Annotated in this window: 25 protein-coding genes and 1 other RNA gene; 21 read left to right on the forward strand and 5 right to left on the reverse strand. The window is 36.5% G+C overall.

What is annotated here, in order from left to right; genetic code table 11:
* Window positions 1-173 precede the first annotated feature (173 nt).
* Window positions 174-683 carry a DUF4920 domain-containing protein gene (locus tag AB8P06_RS14390; RefSeq protein ID WP_369842782.1) on the reverse strand — a complete coding sequence of 170 codons (510 nt, stop codon included), beginning with the start codon at window positions 681-683 and terminating at the stop codon, window positions 174-176.
* Between the two features lie 143 nt (window positions 684-826).
* Between AB8P06_RS14390 and AB8P06_RS14395 the strand changes: the two genes are divergently transcribed.
* The 5 genes from AB8P06_RS14395 to uvrA all read left to right on the forward strand — a co-directional run bounded on the left by AB8P06_RS14395 (window position 827) and on the right by uvrA (window position 8,775).
* The gene (locus AB8P06_RS14395; RefSeq protein WP_369842783.1) at window positions 827-2,245 is read left to right on the forward strand and encodes an APC family permease; all 1,419 of its coding nucleotides are present in this window, start codon (window positions 827-829) and stop codon (window positions 2,243-2,245) included.
* Between the two features lie 199 nt (window positions 2,246-2,444).
* Window positions 2,445-2,885 (forward strand): GPW/gp25 family protein, encoded by a 441-nt coding sequence (locus AB8P06_RS14400; protein ID WP_369842785.1) that lies wholly within the window; start codon window positions 2,445-2,447, stop codon window positions 2,883-2,885.
* Between the two features lie 23 nt (window positions 2,886-2,908).
* Entirely contained in the window at window positions 2,909-4,783 is a 1,875-nt protein-coding gene (locus AB8P06_RS14405) for a type VI secretion system baseplate subunit TssF (RefSeq protein WP_369842786.1), read from the forward strand.
* A 30-nt stretch (window positions 4,784-4,813) separates the two neighbouring features.
* A complete protein-coding gene (locus AB8P06_RS14410) occupies window positions 4,814-5,743 on the forward strand; it encodes a YiiG family protein (protein WP_369842787.1) in 930 nt (309 codons plus the stop codon).
* A 203-nt stretch (window positions 5,744-5,946) separates the two neighbouring features.
* Window positions 5,947-8,775 carry an excinuclease ABC subunit UvrA gene (gene uvrA / locus AB8P06_RS14415; RefSeq protein WP_369842789.1) on the forward strand — a complete coding sequence of 943 codons (2,829 nt, stop codon included), beginning with the start codon at window positions 5,947-5,949 and terminating at the stop codon, window positions 8,773-8,775.
* 91 nt (window positions 8,776-8,866) lie between these two features.
* On the opposite strand, the gene AB8P06_RS14420 is transcribed toward uvrA, so the two are convergent.
* Window positions 8,867-9,271: a DUF7079 family protein gene (locus tag AB8P06_RS14420; RefSeq protein WP_369842791.1), complete on the reverse strand. Its 405-nt coding sequence runs from the start codon at window positions 9,269-9,271 to the stop codon at window positions 8,867-8,869.
* A 292-nt stretch (window positions 9,272-9,563) separates the two neighbouring features.
* Between AB8P06_RS14420 and AB8P06_RS14425 the strand changes: the two genes are divergently transcribed.
* On the forward strand, window positions 9,564-9,968 hold the full coding sequence (locus AB8P06_RS14425) for a hypothetical protein (RefSeq protein WP_369842792.1): 405 nt from the start codon (window positions 9,564-9,566) through the stop codon (window positions 9,966-9,968).
* A gap of 159 nt (window positions 9,969-10,127) precedes the next feature.
* The gene (locus AB8P06_RS14430) at window positions 10,128-10,262 is read left to right on the forward strand and encodes a bacteriocin-like protein (protein ID WP_007847497.1); all 135 of its coding nucleotides are present in this window, start codon (window positions 10,128-10,130) and stop codon (window positions 10,260-10,262) included.
* Between the two features lie 30 nt (window positions 10,263-10,292).
* Here the strand turns inward: AB8P06_RS14430 and AB8P06_RS14435 are convergent, their stop codons facing one another.
* Entirely contained in the window at window positions 10,293-10,835 is a 543-nt protein-coding gene (locus AB8P06_RS14435) for a hypothetical protein (protein ID WP_369842793.1), read from the reverse strand.
* 56 nt (window positions 10,836-10,891) lie between these two features.
* Between AB8P06_RS14435 and AB8P06_RS14440 the strand changes: the two genes are divergently transcribed.
* The 3 genes from AB8P06_RS14440 to AB8P06_RS14450 all read left to right on the forward strand — a co-directional run bounded on the left by AB8P06_RS14440 (window position 10,892) and on the right by AB8P06_RS14450 (window position 12,358).
* The gene (locus AB8P06_RS14440; RefSeq protein ID WP_369842794.1) at window positions 10,892-11,404 is read left to right on the forward strand and encodes a DUF421 domain-containing protein; all 513 of its coding nucleotides are present in this window, start codon (window positions 10,892-10,894) and stop codon (window positions 11,402-11,404) included.
* A 5-nt stretch (window positions 11,405-11,409) separates the two neighbouring features.
* Window positions 11,410-11,904 carry a GNAT family N-acetyltransferase gene (locus AB8P06_RS14445; protein ID WP_369842796.1) on the forward strand — a complete coding sequence of 165 codons (495 nt, stop codon included), beginning with the start codon at window positions 11,410-11,412 and terminating at the stop codon, window positions 11,902-11,904.
* A gap of 217 nt (window positions 11,905-12,121) precedes the next feature.
* A complete protein-coding gene (locus AB8P06_RS14450) occupies window positions 12,122-12,358 on the forward strand; it encodes a hypothetical protein (RefSeq protein WP_369842797.1) in 237 nt (78 codons plus the stop codon).
* A gap of 50 nt (window positions 12,359-12,408) precedes the next feature.
* Here the strand turns inward: AB8P06_RS14450 and AB8P06_RS14455 are convergent, their stop codons facing one another.
* Window positions 12,409-12,723 carry a DUF4286 family protein gene (locus tag AB8P06_RS14455; protein WP_369842798.1) on the reverse strand — a complete coding sequence of 105 codons (315 nt, stop codon included), beginning with the start codon at window positions 12,721-12,723 and terminating at the stop codon, window positions 12,409-12,411.
* Between the two features lie 148 nt (window positions 12,724-12,871).
* On the opposite strand from AB8P06_RS14455, the gene gyrA reads away from it, so the two are divergent.
* From gyrA to AB8P06_RS14485, 6 genes are all read left to right on the forward strand, one after another.
* Entirely contained in the window at window positions 12,872-15,457 is a 2,586-nt protein-coding gene (gene gyrA / locus AB8P06_RS14460; RefSeq protein WP_369842799.1) for a DNA gyrase subunit A, read from the forward strand.
* A gap of 30 nt (window positions 15,458-15,487) precedes the next feature.
* Entirely contained in the window at window positions 15,488-16,516 is a 1,029-nt protein-coding gene (locus AB8P06_RS14465) for a tetratricopeptide repeat protein (protein WP_369842800.1), read from the forward strand.
* Between the two features lie 324 nt (window positions 16,517-16,840).
* The gene (locus AB8P06_RS14470) at window positions 16,841-17,677 is read left to right on the forward strand and encodes a 1,4-dihydroxy-2-naphthoyl-CoA synthase (RefSeq protein WP_007847474.1); all 837 of its coding nucleotides are present in this window, start codon (window positions 16,841-16,843) and stop codon (window positions 17,675-17,677) included.
* A 98-nt stretch (window positions 17,678-17,775) separates the two neighbouring features.
* Window positions 17,776-18,705, forward strand: a complete 930-nt coding sequence (gene menA, locus AB8P06_RS14475) for a 1,4-dihydroxy-2-naphthoate octaprenyltransferase (RefSeq protein ID WP_369842802.1) — start codon at window positions 17,776-17,778, stop codon at window positions 18,703-18,705.
* Between the two features lie 12 nt (window positions 18,706-18,717).
* The gene (locus tag AB8P06_RS14480) at window positions 18,718-19,164 is read left to right on the forward strand and encodes an SRPBCC family protein (RefSeq protein WP_369842804.1); all 447 of its coding nucleotides are present in this window, start codon (window positions 18,718-18,720) and stop codon (window positions 19,162-19,164) included.
* Window positions 19,165-19,270: 106 nt separating this feature from the next.
* Entirely contained in the window at window positions 19,271-19,957 is a 687-nt protein-coding gene (locus tag AB8P06_RS14485) for a metal-dependent hydrolase (RefSeq protein ID WP_369842805.1), read from the forward strand.
* Window positions 19,958-20,055: 98 nt separating this feature from the next.
* Here AB8P06_RS14485 and ffs read toward each other — a convergent pair.
* An RNA gene (gene ffs / locus AB8P06_RS14490) (signal recognition particle sRNA small type) lies at window positions 20,056-20,153 on the reverse strand.
* A gap of 131 nt (window positions 20,154-20,284) precedes the next feature.
* Here ffs and AB8P06_RS14495 point away from each other — a divergent pair.
* Genes AB8P06_RS14495 through AB8P06_RS14515 form a run of 5 tightly spaced genes read left to right on the forward strand, consistent with a single transcriptional unit; the run spans window position 20,285 to window position 23,698 of the window.
* The gene (locus AB8P06_RS14495; protein ID WP_369842806.1) at window positions 20,285-20,884 is read left to right on the forward strand and encodes a DUF4199 domain-containing protein; all 600 of its coding nucleotides are present in this window, start codon (window positions 20,285-20,287) and stop codon (window positions 20,882-20,884) included.
* Between the two features lie 16 nt (window positions 20,885-20,900).
* Window positions 20,901-21,851, forward strand: a complete 951-nt coding sequence (locus tag AB8P06_RS14500) for a glycosyltransferase family 2 protein (protein WP_369842808.1) — start codon at window positions 20,901-20,903, stop codon at window positions 21,849-21,851.
* A gap of 2 nt (window positions 21,852-21,853) precedes the next feature.
* Window positions 21,854-22,246, forward strand: a complete 393-nt coding sequence (locus AB8P06_RS14505) for a hypothetical protein (RefSeq protein ID WP_369842809.1) — start codon at window positions 21,854-21,856, stop codon at window positions 22,244-22,246.
* A gap of 15 nt (window positions 22,247-22,261) precedes the next feature.
* Complete coding sequence (locus AB8P06_RS14510) at window positions 22,262-22,990, forward strand: DUF3667 domain-containing protein (RefSeq protein ID WP_369842811.1); 729 nt, start codon at window positions 22,262-22,264, stop codon at window positions 22,988-22,990.
* A 6-nt stretch (window positions 22,991-22,996) separates the two neighbouring features.
* Window positions 22,997-23,698 (forward strand): GIN domain-containing protein, encoded by a 702-nt coding sequence (locus AB8P06_RS14515; RefSeq protein WP_369842813.1) that lies wholly within the window; start codon window positions 22,997-22,999, stop codon window positions 23,696-23,698.
* Window positions 23,699-23,771: the final 73 nt, after the last annotated feature.

A 23,771-nucleotide genomic window follows, 5' to 3' on the forward strand; every position in this document is an offset into this window, starting at 1 on the left:
TGTTTTAACGTAAGATTAATTAGCAGCTTAATAAAGCGATATCGCCAACTCTTTGCTTCCTAAAATTACAATATTCCATTAAAACTTTGCGTTTAAAAATTAAATGTATAAAAACAAACTGCTCCTGAAAGTTTATATTTTCAGGGGCAGTTTTATAAGGTATTCAGAATTGATTAATTAACAACCTTAATTCCGTTGGCTACAAATCTGATTTCTTCTTTCGGCTTATTGATTGCATCAATTTCAGACTGAGGTTTTTTAGCGTCCTCAGCATAATGCTTCTGCTCATCGATGGAGATTACTTTTCTTTCAGCATTTCCCTCCAGTACTACATTTTTCCCTTTCAGAGCGGTAGGTACAAAAAATGCATAGTCTTTCATTTTTACGAAAAACTGAGAATCATCTTCAGTCTGGATCGTCAGCCAGCATCCTTTTTTCTCACAAACATCGGTCACTTTTCCTTTGATGGCTACATTTTCAACCTTTTTGTTATCTTTTTTAAGCTTCTTACCTAATTTTTCAACACTGATGGCTTTAGATTCAGCTGAAGAAGCAACACCTGCTCCGTAAGTGTCTCCAACAATAGCGTTTCCTGCCGGTGGGGAAGCTTTTTTCGTTTCTTGTGCAAATGCCAATGTAGAAGCACTTACTGCTACTGCAAATAATATAGCTTTGAATTTCATTTTTAATATTTTTTCCAAAAATACTAATAAATATTGAATCCAAAATCTATAAATACTTGATAAAAAACAGGTCAATTTCTAAATTTTAAACAAAATTAAAAATCAAATGATATTTGTTTATATTTGACCACTCTAAAATAATTATGCAGAAAAAACTAAAACTTTGGGATGCCATTATGCTGGTAATGGGCTCTATGATCGGAAGCGGGATATTTATCGTAAGTGCTGATATGATGAGAAACCTCGGTTCAGGGTACTGGCTTATCATTGTCTGGGTAATTACGGGAATAATGACCGTTGCTGCAGCGATAAGCTATGGCGAGCTTTCTGCCCTGTTTCCTAAAGCAGGCGGGCAATATACTTACCTGAAAGAGATTTTCGGGAAAAAGATGGGTTTCCTGTACGGATGGGGATTGTTTACCGTGATCCAGACCGGGACAATTGCTGCCGTTGCGATGGCATTCGGAAAATTTACAGCTTATCTCATTCCTTCGTTAAATGATGCAGCTCCGCTTTTTCAAAGTGGTGAATTTAAAATTACATGGATACAGATTTTAGCCATTGCAATCATTTTGTTACTGACTTATATTAATACAAGAGGAGTGGAAAGTGGAAAACTTCTACAGAATATTTTTACCGGATCTAAGATTATCGCACTACTGGGACTGATTGCTGCAGGATTTATTTTAGTGGATGTTTCCCATCTGGCTGAAAATTTTAATTTAGGATTTGAATCTTTTAATAACCTTAAAAAAGACATTAGCGGAAACTTCCTGAAAGAAGGTTGGGAACCGATCGGCGGGATGACTTTATTAGGAGGTATTGCAGCAGCAATGGTGGGTTCGGTTTTCAGCTCGGTAGCCTGGGAAAGCGTAACTTTTGTATCGGGAGAAATTGATAACCCGAAGAAAAATGTTGTAAAATCTATGATCTACGGAACTTCTGCCGTAATGATTCTGTATATAGCCGTAAATTATGTTTATCTGAATGCGTTAGACAGGGATTCCATTGCATTTGCAGCAAATGACAGGGTAGCGGTAGCTGCTTCCCAGAATATTTTCGGAAGTGCAGGAACTATTATTATTGCCTTATTGGTGATGGTTTCGACTTTCGGATGTAATAACGGACTGATATTAGCCGGAGCAAGAGTATTCCAGACGATGGCAAAAGATGGAATGTTCTTTAAATCTGCTGTTGATAATAATAAAAACGAGGTACCCGGCAACGCCTTGTGGATGCAGGGAGTCTGGGCTTCCTTATTATGCTTGAGCGGCCAGTACGGAAACCTGCTTGATATGATTTCCTTTGTGATTGTTTTATTTTATATGATTACCGTTTTTGGAGTAATCTATTTAAGGTTCAAACAACCGAATCTTGAAAGGCCTTATAAAACCTGGATGTATCCTATAACTCCTGTTATTTATTTATTAATCGGATCAGGGTTCTGTATCTTACTTCTGATCTACAAACAGCAGTATACATGGCCGGGATTTGTAATGGTTCTATTGGGACTTCCTGTTTATTATTTCATCAATCGGAATAAAAAAACGGATGAACAATAACCTGTTTCTCTGAGAATAAGAAAAATTTAATACATCTGTATTTTTAAAATAATAATTTACGGCTTTCAAACCAGTTTGAAAGCCGTAAATTTTGAATAACATTTTTGTGATCCTATAACTTATTATTTCCTGAAAATGTTTAAATTGGTATCTTGTTTTATGCAAAAGAAACCATGAAATAAAATAAAGAAGTTGATCTATGGACACACCAAATTACAGAATGCCTTTTGTGCCGTCAACATTAATGTCCGAGGGCGGAAGTATAGATACCTGCGATGTGGGAGAAAGTATTGCCCACAATATTATGTTGCTGATAACCACTAAAAAAGGCGAGAACAGATATGATGATAATTACGGAAACGATGTTTGGAACCTGGAATTCGATAATGGAGTTACCAGTGCCGTCTGGGAAAATGTTTTTATTAAAAGCCTGAAAAGACAGATACAGGAATATGAGCCCAGAATTGTACAGCCTCAAATTGAAGCGCACGTACAGCTTGTTGAGCACAGCTACGATACAAAAGAGCATACAGAAATTAAAAAGAAAGTAAGAATTGCGATCAATGCCAAGCTGGAGGCTACGGGAGAACGTTTCGGCTTCTCTACAGAATTATTCCTGAGCCCGATGTCGATCGACTAGATATTTAATTGTAATCAGAATTTATGAATTTAGACCAGAATATATATTCCAAAGAATCCGTAAAAGCAAGAATGCTTCAAAACGCAACCAAAGTCTGGGGATTAAAAAGTCCGCAGTCCCTGGATCCGTTTGTGAAATTATTGATTGATGCATTCAGTACAGAGATTTTTAAAGCGAATAACGAAATACAGACGGTAAATGCCCGCATTTTAGAAAAGCTGGCAAAACTGCTTACTCCGTCTCTTTATACCCATCCCGTTCCGTCACATGCCATAGCTTTTACACAGCCTTATGACTCTTCCGAAGTACTTCTGGAGCATACCGAATTCTTCTTCAGAAAACAGATGACATCAACGGTAAAATCAGAATCGGATAAACAGCTGAACATCCCTTTTACACCTGTAGGAAATGTGAGGATCAATAAAGTTCAGACCTCTGTAATGTTTGTAGGAAATACCTGTTACAGTGTGGATGACAGGCTGAATAAAATCCCCATTGCAAGATTCCAGGGAAAACCTGAAGACTACAGGAAAATAACGATTGGTATTAACGTAAGCAAGTATACGAGTGAAAACTTCCCTAAATATTTAAGCATATTCTGTTCAAATCCAGCATTTGAACATCTGGATTTTGTGTACAAATTATTGCCATACCTTACCGTGACAAGCAACGGAAACCCTTTATTTGTAAGAGAAGGTCTAACTTATCTTAAAAATAACCAGCCGGATGGCTATGAGCAGATGTTCCGTGAGCAGTCTATCAGAACAAAGACGGTTGAAGACATTAAAAGTATTTATCACCATAAATTCATCGAAATCACAGGAATATCAGGAAGCTTATTCTCTGAACCTGGGAAGCTTCCACAAAATCTTGATTTCCTCGGAGGAAGAGAAGATATTGAAAAATATATCGAAGACAAACAATACCTGTGGCTTACTTTTGAGTTTCCACCACAGTTTTCGGCAGAAATTTTAGATAACTTCTCCTTTGTACTCAATGCTTTTCCGATTTATAACAGAGGCTGGAAAAAAACAGAATACAGTCTGGATATCATGGGAAATAATATTCCGCTGGTTACCGATGAAGGAGAACATTTTCTATACGTAGATGAGGTTCAGGACGGAGAAGGCAGAAGATATACGGAAATTCCTTTCACGCCTGCCGATAACTTGAAGAAAGGTCTGTACACGGTAAGAAAAGGTGGAATGGAACGTTTTACGAACAGAAATGCAGTGGATATGATTGCCAACGTTCTCGAACTTACCAGAGACGAAATCGCCGCATTTTCCCTTTTAAACAGGGATAATGTAAAAGGTGTTCTGAGTGAGATGTCTGATAAGATGAAGACCATGGTGCAGAAAGTGAATAATGCGAAGAGAAATATTAAGCAGGAACTGAATTATGTCATCATGGAACCTGTTGAAAAAACAGATCATACCTATGCTTCTTTCTGGGTTACCCATTGTACCTTAGCCAATCATATGCGTCCGGGAACTGAACTTTCCAATCAATTGAAATCACAATCGCTGATACTTCTTACCGAAACGATCGGTGGCGCAGAAGAACAAAAAGGGACAGACAGTATTCAGGCTTATAAATATGCTTTGACGACAAGAGATAAAATCATTTCTCTCGAAGACGTTAAAAACTATTGCAGAATGGTTCTTAAAGATGAACTGAAAGAAGTAAGGGTGAAGAGAGGAACGATGATCAGCAATAAACCCAAAGAAGGATTTGTACGTACCGTTGAGGTGGAGATTGTTCCGCAGAATTATTCTTTTTACGGAAGAGCTTACTGGGAAAATACAGCCAATATCCTTCGGAACCAAATCATATTAAAAGCCATCGACGGAATTGAATATCTTGTGAAGATCACTAATGAAGATGTCGATTTTTAAAGATAAAACTAACACCAAAAATCAAAAAATATGAAAAAAATAATTGTGTTTATATTGGCTCTGTCATTATCATCAGTCAGTATAAGTTGTAAAAAAGATGTAGACAAACTAGGGAAAGCTGTTTTAAATCTTGGCGGAGCAAATGATGCTAACGCCATTATTGATTTTAATAATAATTTTTTAGACTCCTATAAAAGCACTTCAGGACATGTGGAGGGAATCTTAAAATATGCAGATGCAGCCGTTACCAAATCAAAAGGAGGCGATGTAATGATGATGCCTGTCATTTTGAGTTCTATGGATTATACCCTTCAGAAGATTCAGAAGGTACCATCAGGGTTTGGAAAAGACCAGGCTTCCATTGAAACTGATTTTAAAAATTATAAAATTCAGAAAGACAATCTTGAAAAAAAATATGAAGAGCTGAAATCCTATATTAATTCTGAAGATTATAAAGATGATAAAGGAGCAAAGGCGGAAACATTAAAAAAAGAGATCGATGCATCGGCTCAGGCTTTCTTTACTTCAGGAGAAAGCATTGTTACAAAGATCAGGCCGGCTACAGATGCTGCAGAAGAAGTTGTTCTTAAGGATCATCCGATGAAAGAATATATTATCTCTTCCAAAAGCCTGATGATCTCACTGGATTCTGTAATGGATGTGCTCGATAAGCAGGCGCAGGGTCAGTTTAATGAAGCTGAAGCCCAGAAAAAATATGATGAATTTGCCAAAACGGTTGAAAACAATTCAAAATTAGATTTTAATGTTAAAGACCCGCAATACGCCTACAAAAAAACGTTGTTTGAAAATGTCAACAAAAATGCTTCCATATTCTTAGACAGCTACAGAAAATTGATCCGTGATTCCAAAGCAGCGGGCAAAATACCGGAGAACAATCTTCAGGAAATAGATACAGCCTATGATTCGGTACTTAATTCGTACAATTCATTTGTAAAATAAAATACTTAATAAATAAACTATAGAAAGACCGGTAACCCTGTTATCGGTCTTTTTTCTTTTCAGGAAAGCAATTCAGAAAAAGAATGATCCGGATTTATTAAGAATATAACAATAGACATTTTCCATTCATTTTTTAACACAAAAATTTCATAAAATTCCGTAATTTTGCACATTGTGATTTTCAGGTAAGATCACTTCGAATTATGAGTAAATCAACAGACTATATAGAAGTTTACGGTGCACGCGAGCACAACCTTAAAAATATTAATGTCAAAATCCCACGCAATGAATTGGTCGTTATTACCGGGCTTTCCGGTAGTGGGAAATCTTCATTGGCTTTTGATACGATTTTTGCAGAAGGGCAGCGCCGTTATATTGAAACCTTTTCAGCTTATGCACGACAGTTCCTGGGTGGTTTGGAGCGTCCCGACGTAGATAAGATCGAAGGACTCTCTCCCGTAATCGCCATTGAGCAGAAAACAACCAATAAAAACCCACGTTCCACTGTAGGAACAGTGACAGAGCTGTATGACTTCCTGCGTCTTTTGTATGCAAGAGTTTCTGATGCCTATTCACTTTCTACAGGGAAAAAACTGGTAAGCTATACGGAAGACCAGATCCTTGATACCATCAAAGAAAACTATAAAGGCGAAAAAATAATGTTGCTGGCGCCGGTGGTACGATCCAGAAAAGGACATTATCATGAGCTTTTTGTTCAGATGGCTAAAAAAGGTTACGGACAGGCCAGAATTGACGGTGAATTGCAGGATATTGAATATGACCTCAAACTGGACCGTTATAAAACCCACGATATTGATATTGTTATCGACCGTTGGATTATCGGTGAAAACGCTTCCGAAAACAGGATGGAGAAATCACTGAGAACAGCAATAGAAATGGGAGAAGGAATTATCGGAATTCAAAAACTGGGAAGTACAGATATCGAATATTTCTCAAAAAACCTGATGGATGCTGAAACAGGCCATTCATTGGCTTTACCGGAACCGAATACATTCTCATTCAACTCACCGAAAGGAAGTTGCCCGGATTGTAAAGGTTTGGGAACGATAAAAAAAATCAATACCGATTATTTTGTTGATAATCCGAAATTATCAATCAACCAGGGAGCTTTATTACCTCTGGAAGATATAAAATCCAACAAATGGATTATAGCACAGATTAAAAATATTCTTGAAATTTTCGGATTAGGTTTAACGACTCCGATGAAGGATATTCCTGAAGAAGCATTGGATTATATTTACAACGGTTGCCATAAAGAATTCAGTAAAGATCTTAAATATGCCGGAATTACCAAAAAGATAAAGATCAGTTTCGATGGTTTGATTCCTTTTATGGAAGAGATTATTAATGAAAAAGATTTTTATGAAGGTGTTCTTCTGGAAAGACATTTTACGACGGAAGAAACCTGCCCTGAATGTAACGGAACCCGTTTGCAGCCGTCAAGCTTAAGCTTTAAAATTGATGGGAAAAATATTGCTGAGGTTAACGCATTGAGCTTATCCGATCTTAAAGACTGGTTGGCAGATGTAAAAGATAAATTCTCTGAAAAAAATAAAATCATTGCCCACGAGATTTTAAAAGAAATTGAAACCAGGCTTCAGTTTTTATTGGATGTAGGACTTGATTATTTAAGCCTGAGCAGAAGCTCGAAAACACTTTCGGGTGGAGAATCCCAGAGAATACGTCTGGCTACCCAGATCGGGTCTCAACTGGTCAATGTATTGTATATCCTTGATGAACCAAGCATCGGGCTTCACCAGAGAGACAATGAAAGGCTGATCAATTCATTAAAAAACCTCAGAGATATCGGTAACTCTGTTTTGGTGGTAGAGCATGATAAAGACATGATTCTCGAAGCCGATGAGGTATTGGATATTGGTCCGAGAGCCGGAAAATTCGGTGGTGAAATTCTTTGGCAGGGAAAACCCAAAGACCTGTTGAAAGCAGATACCATAACGGCAGATTATATCAACGGCAAAAGGAAAATCGAAATCCCGGCTGAAAGAAGAGCCGGAAACGGAAAAAATATATTATTAAAAGGCGCCACAGGAAATAACCTTAAAAATGTAACCCTTGATATTCCGCTAGGAAAATTAGTGGTAGTGACAGGGATTTCAGGAAGTGGAAAATCTTCTCTGATCAACGGGACTTTATACCCGATTCTTAACAAACATTTTTACAGAGCGGTTCAGGAACCTTTACCATATAAAAAAATCGAAGGTCTTGAAAATATTGATAAAATTGTAGATGTAGACCAGACACCGATCGGAAGAACGCCGCGTTCAAATCCGGCAACCTATACCGGAATGTTTACAGACATCAGGAATCTTTTCGCTGAACTTCCTGAAAGTAAGATCCGTGGTTATAAACCCGGAAGATTCTCTTTCAACGTAAAAGGCGGAAGATGTGAAACCTGTCAGGGTGGAGGATTAAAGGTCATTGAAATGAACTTTCTTCCGGATGTTTATGTTCATTGCGAAACTTGTAACGGGAAACGTTTCAACAGAGAAACCCTGGAAGTACGTTATAAAGGAAAATCTATTTCCGATGTATTGGATATGACCATTGATGAAGCGGTAGAATTCTTCCAGCCAATCCCGAAAATTTACAGCAGAGTGAAGACATTGCAGGATGTAGGATTGGGATATATTACAATGGGGCAGCAGTCTACCACGCTTTCCGGAGGAGAAGCTCAACGTATCAAACTGGCGACCGAGCTGGCAAAAAGACAAACCGGAAATACTTTATACATCCTTGATGAGCCGACGACAGGACTGCATTTTGAAGATGTGAAAATCCTGATGGATGCCATTAATCAATTGGTAGAATTAGGAAACTCATTCATCATTATCGAACATAATATGGATGTAATTAAACTGGCTGACCACATTATTGACGTTGGTCCGGAAGGCGGAAAGCACGGCGGACAGATTGTTGCACAGGGAACCCCCGAAGAAATTGTAAAATCTAAGAAAAGTCTGACCGGAAAGTTTCTGAAAAGAGAGTTATAGAAATCAAAGTATAATTTTTTGTCATTTCAGGGAGTTTAAACTTTACATTCATTCTAAGAAAGACAAAAATCAAAAAATAAGGCTGAAGTAATCATTTCAGCCTTTGTTTTTTATCCGGTTCATTTTTGATTTTATTATAGATTCTTTCAATATGCTCCCAATAATCTTTACACATCCATTTGTATATCGAATAATTGGCTTCGACAACAAGATGGGTAAATTGATTTTTTGTGTTAAGACGCTTTGTAATGGTTTCAGTTAACCATTCTTCTTCAAAACCCGTCCATTGACCATCGGCTTTCAGTAAATTAGGCTGAAGAACAGGGAATACTTCATACTTATTGATGGTTTTTATTTCTTCCAGCGTATAAGGACTATTAAGAAAGATTTCGGCAATATATTTTAAATCCGTTTCCTGTAGCTCCGTATCAAGATAAAATTCGGAAAGAGCCAGCCAGACAGGTGTCCGTTCTTCAATAAGTAGAGGTTTATGCATACAGGCAAATGGATTATTAGTTTTTATCAAAAATAATAAATTTTTTGGTTGAACGAATAGTAATCTAAAAAAGGCTGTTTTATATGAATATTGTTTGTTTTGACCTTCATTTTTTAATCTCCAATGTTAAATTTTCAATTATTTTAAAAATTTATTTATCTGATAATCAGATCATTGTGTTTTAATGTTAACTCAATGTTAACTCAATGTAAAATTAATATGAATTATTTTATATATCTTTGGTCATAGAAATAGTAAATAAATTTAATATAACATTTAAAACCAAAGAGTTATGAAAAATAAAATTCAAATATTCGTTGCTTCACTTTTCGTTTTCGGCTGTATGGCTGTTGTTAACACAGCTAAAGCTCAAACTACAAATAATAATACCATTCAGGAAGTACAGTTGAATAAGAATGATGCTTTCAGTGAAATAAGAAATCTTCTGATGGCTAATTTTGATTTCACCAATTCTGATTATAAACAAGGTATTGTAAACTCAGAAGTGAAGTTTGAAATTGCAGAGAACGGGAAAATTGTAAACGTGCATTCTAAAGGGGATTGTAAAAACGTAAGCAAAGAAATTGAAAATGTTTTAAGCCACCTTCAGTACAAAGTAGACGGCAGCAAAATTAATGACAATATGATTGCTTCAACGTATGTAATGCCGGTAAGAGTGGATATCAATAACAGATAATATTCATACGATCTTTTATAAAAAAGTCATTCAGATTATTTTGGATGACTTTTTATTTTGTAGAGTCTTAACTGTAAATAGTGAAAATTTTAAATATTAAACTGTAATAAATTATAATAAATTCCGTTTTATATTTATCAAACCATAAATTAAAACGATATGAAAAATTTAAAGAAACTAAACAAAGAAGAACTGAAAGCAGTAAATGGTGGTGCACCTAAAAAATACTGCGTATACTGTGAATGGATGAATGCTGTAGTATGCAGTGAAGTTCCGATTTCTCAATGTCCTTAAAAATGTAAAGCTGCCGAAAAGCAGCTTTTTTTATTCTTCAGCTCCTGATATAAAATCGTTTAAACTTGCTTTAAGAGTACCGGAGCCGTTGATCGTATCAAATTTGATATTGTCAATTCTCCAGCCTTCACCGGAAACATTGATGAGCTGTACAATATCAGACCATCGGGTATCAGGGAAATTATTGTTTTCAAGATCAACCGTAACGTTTGCGCTCAGCGGTTTACTGTTTTCCTTTACCTCAATCGATCTTATTTTGTAAGCCGTAAATCCTTCATACAAACCTGTAAAGATTGATCCTTCCAGTAAGAGAGGCTTATCCGTCGGATGATTACTTTTCTTTACCTTTTCAATATCAGCTTTTGAGACAGCTACAGCTTTCTGAATTACTTTCCCGAGATCCGGTGAAAACAGGTCTTTCGAAATAGTTTTCTCATAAAGGACATCACTGGATTTACCGTAAGTAGCATAAAATGTTTTTAATTTTCCGGTAATTTCTTCCGAATGATTGTCTTTCTTTATACAACCGGTGAACAGCAAAAGAATACCTGAATAAAGAATTAAATGTTTCATAGGTGTGTTTTATTTTAAACGTAAAATTAATACATTTGATATATAAATAAACTATTGTGAATCCTATTCTTGATGTAGTTGTTCGCTCGCTCTGCGTTTATCTTTTCATGGTCATCGCCATCCGTCTCTTTGGTAAAAATCAGCTTTCCCAGCTTAATGCCGGAGATGTGGTTTTACTATTGCTTATTTCCAATGCCGTACAGAATGCCATGGTGGGGTCGGATACTTCATTACAGGGTGGGCTTGTTGCCGCTTTGGTCCTTTTTGTGGCTAATTTTATTTTAAAAAGGCTGATGTTTTCTAACCGTGCTTTTGAAACCTTTATGGAAGAAGATCCTGTGATTTTAATCCGGGATGGAGTGGTAGATCAGAAAGCTTTAAATAAAGTGAAAATTACCAAAGATGAGCTGGAAGAAGCCATCAGAGAACACGGAGTTGAAAAGATTGAAAGTGTAAAATTATCTGTACTGGAAGTAGACGGGAATATCAGTGTGGTATCCGAAGATGAAACCAGTAAACAAACCCATTACTCAAGAATAAAAAGAAAGAATAAAAGAAAATATCATTAAATACAATGAATTACGAGATAAGAGAAATGCTTCCGGGTGATGAAGCACGTGTTCTGGAAATATTCAAGCAGGGTATAGACAGTGGAATCGTTACTTTTGAGACAGAAGTGCCCAATGCCGAAGTATGGGATATGGAATTTTTCAATGACTGCAGATGGGTGCTCGAAAATGAAAATAATGAAGTGATCGGATGGAGCGCCCTGAAACCCGTGAGCAAACGGGAGTGTTATAAAGGAGTGGCAGAAGTAAGCATTTATTTCGATAATAATTACCAGGGCTTGGGTTTGGGTTCGGTTTTGCTTAAAAAGATGATTTTGGATAGCGAAAACCACGGATTCTGGACATTACAGTCTAATATCTTCCCTGAAAATGAAGCCTCAATAAAATTTCATCAGAAAAACGGATTCAGAACAGTAGGCGTTCGTAAAAAAATAGGAAAGCTGAACGGAGAATGGAAAGACCTGATCATGTTTGAAAGAAGGAGTGAAACGGTGATGTGAGTTTTTAGTTTTTAGTTGAGAATTAATAGTTGAGAGAAAAAAAATAAAGAATCAGGATTTAAACTACAAGAATCAGCTGTTTAACCATAAACTTCCATCCTCCATCTTCCCGCATCCTACCTAAACCTTTAATCTAACTTCCAGCTTCCAATCTCTAAATTCTATTTTGGCATCAACCTTGTTTATTCTCATACAGAATTTTTGAAAAAATGAAAATATGAAAGGTTTGATTAAAATGGCCGGAGTTATGGCGGTATTGTTGTTGATGGTATCATGTGTAGTGCATGAGTACCATGGAAGAAGGTTACCACCGGGGCAGGCTAAAAAAGTGTATGGCGGAAGTGCGAGATATTATGCACCTGGCCAGGTGAAAAAGAGATATTACTATTATGACAAAAGATATGATGATGATAAGCACAGAGGAAAAGGTCATAAAAAACATCATAGAGATTAAAAAATGCTATAAAAAAGCCCTGAGTCATCAGGGCTTTTGCTTTTATATATCTAAAACCTGGATTTTTTAGGATTCAGGAAAGTATTGAAAATCATTACTTTTTGACCGAATTTCTTCTCGATTATTTCGGCGATATTCACGAGCTCACTTTTAATAAAATCTCTTCGGAGGTCTTCATTATCAAAAATTAAAAGCAGATTATAATTTTTACCTTCCTCGATATAATCACTGTGTACTTCGGAGAGGATGTATTTGTTTACATCCATCAGGTTCTCCGTCATCAGAACCAGGGTTTCGTCAATATAATTTTCCCAGTCTTCAATATTGTCTTGGGTGCAGTGGAAAGTTATACTTAATACGCTCATATTTTATGAATTTTTAAGATTTTGTGGATAAATTCTGGGGCAAAAATCGGCAAATTTTTCGTAAATTAGCCCGTTAATTAAAATCAGAAATAAATAATTTTCAGACTCACAGCTAAAGGTCTGGCTATCATTATAATAAAATTTGTTTATGCAAAAAGAAGGAGAAAGACTGATTCCTATCAACATTGTTGATGAAATGAAGTCATCTTATATCGATTATTCGATGTCGGTTATCGTTTCAAGAGCGTTACCTGATGTAAGAGATGGCTTGAAACCCGTTCATAGAAGAGTGCTTTATGGTATGTATGGATTAGGGGTTTTTTCTAATAGAAAATATTTAAAATCTGCGAGAATTGTTGGGGACGTTTTAGGTAAATACCACCCGCACGGAGACTCCTCTGTATATGATGCAATGGTGAGAATGGCCCAGGATTGGAGCTTGCGTTATCCGCAGGTTGACGGTCAGGGTAACTTCGGTTCAATGGATGGTGACCCGCCTGCAGCAATGCGTTATACCGAAGCAAGATTAAAGAAAATTTCTGATGATGTTTTATCGGACCTTGACAAAGAAACTGTAGACTTTCAGAATAACTTTGATGACAGCTTGACGGAACCTACCGTTCTTCCTACAAAAATTCCAAACCTTTTAGTAAACGGAACCTCAGGGATTGCTGTAGGGATGGCAACCAATATGGCGCCGCATAATTTATCGGAAGCGGTAAATGCAATTACGGCTTATATCGATAATAAAGACGTTACGATTGACGAACTGATGCAGCATATCATTGCTCCGGACTTTCCGACAGGAGGGATTATCTACGGATATGACGGAGTAAGAGATGCTTTCCATACCGGTAGAGGCAGAGTAGTTCTCAGAGCTAAAGTAAACTTCGAGGAAATAGGAAACAGGAATGCAATTATTGTCACTGAAATTCCTTATCAGGTTAACAAAGCTGAAATGATTGCCAGAACTGCCGAGTTGGTGAAAGATGAGAAAATTCCGGGAATCTACGAAATAAGAGATGAGTCGGACAGAAAAGGTCTTCGTGTCGTTTATGAACTGAAAAACGATGCAATCCCTAATGTTGTCCTTAACTTATTATACAAATATACATCGCTGCAGACTTCTTTTAGCGTTAACAATATCGCTTTGGTACATGGAAGACCTGAGCAGTTGAACTTAAAAGATATCATTCATCACTTTGTAGAGCACAGACACGAAGTAATCATAAGAAGAACTCAGTTTGAGCTTAAAAAAGCAAAAGAAAGAGCTCATATCTTAGAAGGTTTCATGAAAGTGATCGGTACCCAGGATTCCTTGGATAAAGCGATTTCTATTATCCGTCACAGTGCAAATCCACAGGCAGCTAAAGAAGGATTGATCACAGAATTTGACCTTTCTGAAATCCAGGCTCAGGCTATCCTTGATCTTCGTTTGGCTCGTTTAACGGGTATGGAACTTGATAAGATCCGTGATGAGTACGATGCGATCATGAAGGAAATTCAGAATTTGGAAGATATCTTAGCCAATGAAAGCAGAAGATTCCAGATTATTAAAGATGAATTAGCTGAAGTTAAAGAAAAATATGGTGACGAAAGAAGAACCGAAATAGACTACTCAGGAGGAGAAATGTCAATTGAAGACATTATTCCGAACGAAGCTGTGGTTCTTACCATTTCTCACGCAGGATACGTTAAGAGAACCTCGCTTTCAGAATACAAGATTCAGAGCAGAGGAGGGGTTGGAAACAGAGCGGCTACAACGAGAGATGAAGATTTCCTTGAGTACATCGTTTCGGCTACCAACCACCAGTATATGCTGTTCTTTACAGAAAAAGGAAGATGTTACTGGTTAAGAGTATTTGAAATTCCTGAAGGGTCTAAAACCGCTAAAGGAAGAGCAGTACAAAACCTGATCAACATTGAGCCGGATGATAAGATTAAAGCCTATATCAGAACCAACAACCTGAAAGATTCCGAATATGTGAATCAGATGAGCGTTGTAATGGTAACTAAAAACGGAACGATCAAGAAAACATCACTTGAAGCCTACTCAAGACCGAGAATAAATGGAGTAAACGCTATCGAAATCAGAGATAATGACCAATTGTTGGGTGCATACCTTACAAATGGAAATTCTCATATCATGATTGCTACTAAAAACGGTAAATGTATCCGTTTCCCTGAAGAAAAAGTAAGAGAAGTAGGTAGAGGATCTATCGGGGTTCGTGGAATCAGCATGGAAGAGAATGATGAGGTAATTGGTATGATTGTTGCGAATGATCTTGAAAACGAAACAGTTTTAGTAGTCTCTGAAAAAGGATATGGTAAGAGAACAGCTGTTTTAGACTATAGAGAAACCAACAGAGGAGGAAAAGGAGTTATCACCCTCAACATTACCGAAAAAACAGGACATCTGATTGCTATTCAAAACGTAACAGATGAAGACGGATTGATGATTATCAATAAATCCGGTGTGGCGATCCGTATGAATATGGATGAAATGCGCGTAATGGGTAGAAATACACAGGGTGTAAGAATGATCAACCTTAAGAAAAATGACGAAATTGCAGCCATTGCAAAAGTAGCCATGGATAAAGAGGTGGAAGAAGACTCTGAAGAAACTGAAGAAGGAACGGAAACTATAGCTGATAACCAGGAAAACAATGCAGTACCTCAGGCGGAAAATGAAAATCCGGCAGAGGAAACTGAGAATTCTGATTCAGAAGAATAACATTGTACAATTAATTATAAAATAGTGATTATGAAAAAGCTAATTTTAAGTATAGCGATCATTTCTTCAGCTTTTGTTTTCGGGCAGAACAAAGATGCGAATGCTCAGCTACAAGAAGCTAACAAAGCAGCTATGGATGCATATAATGCAAAAAACTATGCTGTTGCGGCTCCAAAGTTTTTAGAAGTGTATAACTTATTAAAAACAAGCGGACAGGATGAAAAGGTATATATGTATTATGCAGGCCTTAACTATGCTTTGGCAAATAACGTTGACGAAGCTATTAAAATATATACTGACTTAATCAATTCCGGGTATACAGGAGTTCAGACAAACTATACCGCAAAAGAAAAGAAAACCGGTCAGGTTACTACTTATGACAAAGCTACCTGGGAAATGTTGAAAAAATCATCAGATTATTCTGATTTCAAGACAGAACAGACACCAAGTGTAGAATCAGATCTGTATGAAACACTTTCTACATTGCTTTTAAATGCTAAAAAGAATGATGAAGCCGTAGCAATTATTGAAAAAGGATTAGCTAAATACCCTAACAATGCAAAATTAAAAGAATACCAGAGTACAGCTTATTATCAGTCTGGAAATACAGATAAATTTGTTGCGACTTTAAAAGAGCAGTTGGCTAAAAATCCTAATGACGCTACCAATTGGTATAACTTAGGCGTAATGCAGTCTAAAAACCCAGCAATGGCTGCTGATGCAGAAGCTTCTTTCAAAAAAGCAATTGAACTGAAGCCTGATTTTTCCAACGCATACCAGAACCTGGTTTATGCAGTGATCGGTGACGATGAAAAAGCCGTTAGCGAAATCAATACCCTTAGAAAAACCAAGCCGGATGATGCTACCAAGCTTATCGAAGCCAGAAAAGAAAGATTCAACAAATCTTTACCTTATGCTGAGCAATGGTATCAGGCTATGCCCAATGATGTGAATGCAGTTTCTATGTTAAAAGAGATTTACAGCATCACTAAAAATACGGCTAAAATGAATGAAATGAAAGCTAAAGAAGCTGAACTTCAGGCAAAACAGCCAAAATAATTTTCAGGAAATTGAAATAAATATAAAACCGGAGCAATTTTGTTCCGGTTTTTTTATGTCCCGTCAGTTCAAATATTTCTAATAATAAAATGAAGAAAATATACAAGAGGCTTTTGATAAACAAGGTAAATTTAATTGACTCCTTTAGAGTAAAAAGAATCTAATGCAAGACAAGCTTAATACTCTTAATTCCTTCATAAAATCTTAATGGTTTGAAATCAGATTTTAAATTAAAAACACCAGGTATTTTTCCAATTATTATCATCAAAAATCAATGTTAAAATTCTTTGTAATTCCGTATCTTTGAGAAAAATTTTTACAAAAATGATCGAGTGGAAAACTGCCAAAGAATACGAAGATATTACCTATAAAAAATGTAATGGTGTAGCAAGGATTGCCTTCAACAGACCGGAAATCCGTAACGCTTTCAGACCCAAAACTACTTCAGAATTATACGACGCTTTTTATGATGCCTATGAAGATTCTTCAATAGGTGTTGTTTTGTTATCAGGAGAAGGGCCAAGCCCTAAAGATGGTGGCTGGGCATTTTGCAGCGGAGGTGATCAGAAAGCCAGAGGACATCAGGGATATGTAGGTGAAGACGGAAGACACCGCTTGAATATTCTGGAAGTTCAGCGTCTGATCCGTTTTATGCCGAAAGTCGTAATCGCAGTTGTTCCGGGTTGGGCTGTAGGTGGCGGACACTCGCTTCATGTAGTGTGTGACCTTACTTTAGCGAGCAAGGAACATGCTATTTTCAAACAGACTGATGCCGACGTTACAAGCTTCGATGGTGGTTATGGTTCCGCTTATTTAGCAAAAATGGTAGGGCAGAAGAAGGCCCGTGAAATTTTCTTTTTAGGGAGAAATTATTCCGCTCAGGAAGCTTTGGATATGGGAATGGTTAATGCCGTAATTCCCCACGAAGAATTAGAAGATACCGCTTACGAATGGGCTCAGGAAATTTTAGCAAAATCACCGACTTCCATCAGAATGCTGAAATTCGCAATGAATTTAACCGATGACGGAATGGTGGGCCAACAGGTATTTGCAGGAGAAGCAACACGTCTGGCATACATGACGGAAGAAGCAAAAGAAGGAAGAAACGCATTCCTTGAAAAAAGAAAACCTGACTTCGGGGAAAATCAATGGATATCATAAATATTGTATGGATGTATTTATGTAAAAAGTATTAATGATTTTAGCATTACTTTGTCATTTTACATGAATACATTTTACATGAATACAAGAAGATTAATATGAAAGATTGGATAAAAGCCGCAAGGCTGAGAACACTGCCGCTTTCTTTAAGCGGAATTATTATGGGGGCTTTCATTGCCAAATGGAGGTTATACGGCGAAGGCGGAATCTGGGACTGGAAAATTTTTGCACTGGCTCTTTTGGTTACTTTATTGTATCAGATACTGTCAAACTATGCCAATGATTATGGTGACGGGATAAAAGGGACCGATACCAAAAGAAGCAGCGAAGCGGAGGCAAGAGCAGTCGCATCAGGGAAAATTACAGCCGGGCAAATGAAAAATGCGGTGATCCTTTTTTCAGCATTGTCTTTTGTGGCAACCATTGCCTTGCTGTATGTAGCTTTCATTCCGGAATATATGAATGAATTTTATGTTTTTATAGGATTGGGAGTTGCAAGTATTTTAGCGGCAATCGGCTACACAGTAGGTAAAAAACCTTACGGATATATGGGATTGGGAGATCTTTTTGTATTTATCTTCTTCGGTCTGGTTTCCGTATGCGGAAGTTATTTTCTGTTTACCAAAACATTCAGCTGGGATATGTTGCTTCCGGGAACGGCAGTCGGAATGCTGAGTATGGCGGTTCTTAACCTTAACAACATGAGGGATATTGAAAGTGACAGGTTAACGGGAAAGCATAGTTTTGCACTGAGATTAGGTTTCAGAAATGCAATGATCTATGAAATGATCCTGTTACAGCTTCCATTGATCCTGATTCTGATATTTTTAGGTTTAAACGGATTCATACAGTCTCAGAATTACTATGTTTTCATCGTAATGATCCTGTTGATCCCGTTTGCAAAACTGAGAAGAAAAATAATGGCTGTAAAAGAACCCAGAGAATTAGACCCCTTCCTGAAGCAGGTAGGAATTCTTACTTTCATGATGGCAGTTCTTACAGCAATCGGACTTAATTTTTTTAACTAAATCATTTCAATTATGAGCTCTACCATCTACGTTGAAGCGCAAATGCTTATCAGAAAACCGGTTGAAGATGTTTTTGAAGCATTTATCAATCCTGAAATCACTACTAAATTCTGGTTTACAAAATCTACCGGAAAATTAGAAGAAGGCAAAACCATTACCTGGGAATGGGAAATGTACGGGGTGAAATCTGAGGTAAAAGTTAACCGGATTGTCCCGAATCAGCTGATAAAAACAGTATGGGGCGAGCCTGAAAGCAATGTAGATTACGAATTCAAAGAGATGGAGAAAGGAACCCTGGTTGTTATTAAAAGTTATGGATTTACCCGGACAGGAGAAGACCTGCTAAAAACAGTAAATGATAACACCGGCGGTTTTACCACTGTTTTAGACGGCTGTAAAGCCTATTTAGAACATGGAATTAATTTGAGATTAATTGAAGATAAATTTCCACAGAAATAATGATTTTTTCAATATCTAAACTTAGCTAAGTATTGACGCCTTTGCGAACTTAAAAACAATATAAATTGTTAAAAAACTTTGCATTTAAAATAAAAATAAACTAAAAATGAAAATACAATTCTTAGGACAAAACTGTTTTTTGTTTACCTATAAAGACAAAACTATTTTGTGTGACCCGTTTTACAACTATCAGAAAGAGCAGTCGGGATTTGATATCTCTGCTCAGAAAATTGATTATATCCTGTTGACTCATGCTCACGGAGATCATATTGCTGATGTGGATGAAGTATTGCAGCATCATCCTGATGCTACCGTAATCGGGGTGCCGGAAGTATGCGCTTACTTTAAAAGTGCAAAAAATAAAGATGACGTGAACTTAGGAGGATCGGCAAAAATCGACGATCTTAAAATTTCTATGGTACCGGCTCACCACACGAGTTCTTTCCCGGATGGAAGCTATGGAGGCGTTCCTGTGGGATATATTTTCAGGTTGCCTGAAGGTAAAAACATGTATTTGGCCGGAGATACCGGCGTAATGGCTGATATGGAACTGTTCCCGAGATTATACGGAAATATTGATCTGTCTATTTTACCGATCGGAAGCCACTATACCATGTGCCCGAAAAAAGCATCTTTTGCCGCTGCAGAATTATTAAAAACGCCGAAAGTTATCGGATGCCATTTTGATACTTTCCCTGCTATAGAAATCAATCATGAAAGTGCTTTGAAGCATTTTGCCGATAAAAATGTAGAACTTATCCTACCTAAACTAGGTGAGGAGTTTGAATTTTAATTAACGAAAAAGGTAATTTGAAAATTCGAATAGATATGTTGAAAAGTATGGAAACAAAAAAAGATAATTATCAAATTACCTTCAATTCTTATCAAAAAAAATGGCAAGCGATCTACATCACACCGCTACAACCGATTACCTTTGCTGCGTTCCCACCCTGGAGGGTTCTCAGGAGCTGGTTGTGTAGGACTTGCCGGTGCAAAGATAGGAATTAATTATAAACTTGAAAATAAAATCAAAGAAAAATAAACTGAAAAATCCTTTACCAGAGCTAAATTACTGAAATTTAGACTGATAATTTTTCAAAATTTTTCTAAAAAATTAAATATGACGAAAAGTCCATCCACCTTAGGAATTATACTGTTTATCGCTACTATGATCGTTTTTTTCGTAGTATATTACTTTTTCTCCGGAATCAATTATTTTGATATATCTCTCAAAATGAACGCGTTTGTTCTTCCGGTTTTATATGCGGTCACGGCTTTCTGGTCCGTAAAATCTTATTGGAACAACCACAGAACGGTAAGTTTCAGACAAGCTTTCAAAAGAGCTTTTGTTCCCATGTTTATTGGTGGGATTCTTTCAATTTTCAGCATCTATTCATTCTTAAATTTTGTTGATACAGACGCTAAAAAATTATTAAACTACCAATATGTTCAGAGACAAAAATCAGAGCTGGATAAAGAATATCAATCAGCCCGAAAAATTTTAAAACATCAAAAAGACATTGATGAATTAGACCAGAAATATAAAGAAAGAGTGGTAAGCTTTTCTCCTGAAGCTGTTAAAGGTAAAGATATGCTTACGGCAAGTCATTTTTCAGGATATTTTGCCGCAATTCTTATATTTTACGTAGTTTTGTCCCTGTTTTTCGGAGCGTTTTTCAGAACAAAAACAATACATCCGGAAGCAATCAATCAAGAATAAATTTTATTAATTTTAAATGAATCTATCTATAATTATTCCGTTGCTTAATGAAGAAGACTCTCTGGAAGAGCTTTTTTCAAGGATTAATACGGTCTGCAATACCAGCAATTTATCATATGAAGTGTGGTTTGTAGACGATGGAAGCACGGATTTGTCGTGGAATATTATCGAAAACCTGAAGATTCAGTATCCTCAGATCCACGGAATTAAATTTTCCAGAAATTACGGAAAATCTCAAGCTTTACATGCTGCTTTTGAAAGAGCAAACGGAGACGTAATCATCACAATGGATGCTGATTTACAGGACTTTCCTGAAGAAATTCCCGAACTTTACAATATGGTGGTTCAGGATAATTACGATATTGTTTCAGGCTGGAAAAAGAAGCGTTTCGATAATGTAATGACGAAAAATGTTCCTTCAAAACTGTTCAATGCAGCAGCAAGAAAAGTTTCAGGCGTTGAGCTTCACGATTTCAACTGCGGATTGAAAGCTTATAAAAAACAGGTTGTAAAATCCATTGATGTATATGGAGACATGCACAGATATATTCCGGTTTTGGCTGCCAATGCAGGTTTCAGAAGAATTACCGAAAAAGAAGTGAAGCACCAGGCAAGACCTTACGGAACTTCAAAATTCGGAACGGAAAGATTTATCCGGGGTTTCCTTGATCTGGTAACCCTTTGGTTTGTAAGTCGTTTTGGCGGAAGACCTATGCATTTCTTCGGAGCAGTAGGAACCCTTATGTTTATTTTCGGTTTTCTGTCTGCTCTTTGGTTAGGAGTTTCAAAACTGATTGACGTTTCAAGAGGAATTTACGGACATCTGATTACCAATAATCCCTGGTTTTATATTGCCTTAACCATGATGATTATGGGAACCCTTCTTTTTGTAGCAGGATTCTTAGGCGAAATGATTATCAGAACAAATAGAGAACATAAAAATTATAATATCGACGAAGTGATTTAACCATGGAGAATAATTTACCCAAAATTTATTCGAAAAGGGCAATTTTAGGCTTTTCTATTTTTCTGTCAGTTCTTTTTGGCGGAGTTCTTTTATATCAGAATTTGATTGATGTTAAAAAGAAAAAAGAAGCTTATATTGTTTTAGGAACTTCTGTTGTACTAACAATCATTACAATAATTCTTGGTAGTTTTCAGGAAAATCCTAAAAGCTCCTATGGTTATTTATGCGGTTTATTGGGAGGATGTTTACTTTCTTACTATTTTGTTCCGAAGTATTTTCCGAATGAAGAGCAATATCCCAGAAAACCTTTGTGGAAACCATTGATAATAGCAGTGATAATTGTTGCTGTTTTTATGGGGCTTATTATTTATGGTGGAGCTTTAGAGAATACTTAAATATTGTGATATTTTATGAGTAAAAAGAGTTGTTTAAACTGTGGCCATAGAATCTCCGATGAGTTTTGTCCTCATTGCGGACAGAGATCTGACACCGCAAGAATAACTCCGCACTCTTTGATGACCAGTGATATTCTTGGGTCGATCTGGCATATTGAAGCAAGGTTTTTCCGGACCATAAGGCATATTCTGTTTGGCCCCGGAAAGATGGCCATGGATTACATTGCAGGAAAAAGAATTAAATATTATAATTTATTTTCATTACTGCTGATCCTGTTTGGTTTCAATGTGCTGGCCTTGCATTTTTATCTGGATATGGCTTCTATAGACATTCATAAGGAAAATTCAGATATTATAAACTTCTTTTCCAAATATTCCAAAGCAAGTTTATTAGGATTACTGCCAATTATGGCTTTGAATGCATGGGCACTTTTCAGGAGTGTAAAATTGAACTTTGCTGAGCACATCATTATAGCAGTGGTCAGTCTTTGCGGAATTCTGATGATACTGCTCGTGGATGATGTCATAAGCATTATTGGGTTGTACCGTCCGTTACTGAAAATTACAGATATCATAGACAAAATTTTAATTGTTTGTTGTATTTTATTTCCGGCTTTTACTTATTTTGACGCTTTTAGAAATTCTTATTCAAGATTTGGATTGATCTGGAGAATTGCTGTACACTCTCTGTTAATACTTGCAGAGGTGATCATAATTAGTTTAATTTTTTATAAAATATTTTAAATTTCAATGAAAAATATATTTTACATATTCATGATTTTTTCGCTTATTTCCTGTGGTAAAATTTCTCCCAAAGGAAATATTGAAAATAAAGAAGTTCCTGTTGAGAATTTTAAAAATGTATTTTTAAAAGGGAAGTTCAGGGCATTTTATGTAAGAGGTTCCAAAAACATGGTCAGTGTAGAAACCTATCCCAATATTTATAAAAACCTGGATATTGAAGTAAAAGATGATGGATTATTCATTACCGAATCAAGAGAGACAAAAGGGGTGGATTTTTATAATATTACCATTTACTCAAAATACAGTCCTGAAAAAATAAGCATTTCAGATTCAGCAGAAATGAACATTTCGAGTGAAATAAAAACCGATAATTTTAGACTGAATTTAAAAAATAACGCTACTTTTATGGGATCGATCAATACGAGAAGGGCGGAAATTGAGATGCTGAACAGGAGCAGGGCAAATTTTATAGGTCAAACTAAAGACGCGGTGATTAAAATCTCTGATACAGCAAGTTTAATAGCTCCTTACTGGAAAATTACGAACCTGAATATAGATTCAAAAAACGGGAATTATGCAGAAGTTAATGTAAAAGACTCATTAAAAGGGAATGTAAAAAATACTGCAAAATTCTTGTATTATAATGATCCGATCCGTGCCTTTAAAATTGATAAAACAACTCGTGTTGAGAATAAAAAACTAGATTAGGAAAAAGGCTGGGGGAGGGAAGCTGGATGATAGAAGGATTAAAATACATCAATAAATGATGACAAAAATAGTA

The organism is Chryseobacterium tongliaonense, assembly GCF_041224435.1.
In the GTDB taxonomy this organism is placed as follows: Bacteria; Bacteroidota; Bacteroidia; order Flavobacteriales; family Weeksellaceae; genus Chryseobacterium; species Chryseobacterium tongliaoense.